The organism is Pseudomonas sp. KCJK9058, from assembly GCF_046230975.1.
GTDB classification, from domain to species: Bacteria; Pseudomonadota; Gammaproteobacteria; order Pseudomonadales; family Pseudomonadaceae; genus Aquipseudomonas; species Aquipseudomonas alloputida.
In genome coordinates this window covers 1-530 of the sequence record NZ_JBJJLR010000124.1, presented here as the reverse complement: position 1 = coordinate 530, position 530 = coordinate 1, and the positions used below count along the sequence as shown (strand labels likewise).

The following is a 530-nucleotide window of genomic DNA, read 5'->3' as shown; positions in this document are numbered from 1 at the left end:
ATCTCACACGACTGGATGAGATTGGCTATGGCGAAAATGCCGAGCGGCCCGAGCGCCATACGCTGTTCGAGCGTGATGCCATTGGCCGTTTGGTCGCCAAGATCAACCGTGATGCGAGCCAGACATTCGCATACGACGACGGTGACCGGTTGCTGAGCATCGAGCGGCAACCGAGCGGGATCGGCAAGCAGCTTGGGATCACGGAAGAAAAGCTGGAATACACCTACGATCTGCTCGGCCGGCTGACCCAAGAAATCACCCCCGATGGGACGCTAGCCTACGAGTACGACCCGCTCAGCAACCTGACCACGCTGACCCTGCCGGATGGGCGCAAGGTCAATCACCTGTATTACGGCAGTGGCCACCTGCACCAGCTGAACCTGGATGGTCAGGTGATCAGCGACATGGAGCGCGATGACCTGCACCGCGAGGTGTACCGGACCCAGGGCAAGCTCACCAGTTGCTTCGGTTATGACGCCATGGGGCGCAAGGCCTGGCAGTTTGCCTCGACCTTGCCGGCCGACAAGCTC

The 530-nt window shown here is 60.6% G+C and carries 1 protein-coding gene; it reads left to right on the top strand.

All coding sequences use genetic code 11. The features are described from left to right. Positions 1-530 (top strand): RHS repeat domain-containing protein (locus ACK59Z_RS25875; protein WP_409293997.1); only part of this gene is annotated, 530 nt, incomplete at both ends.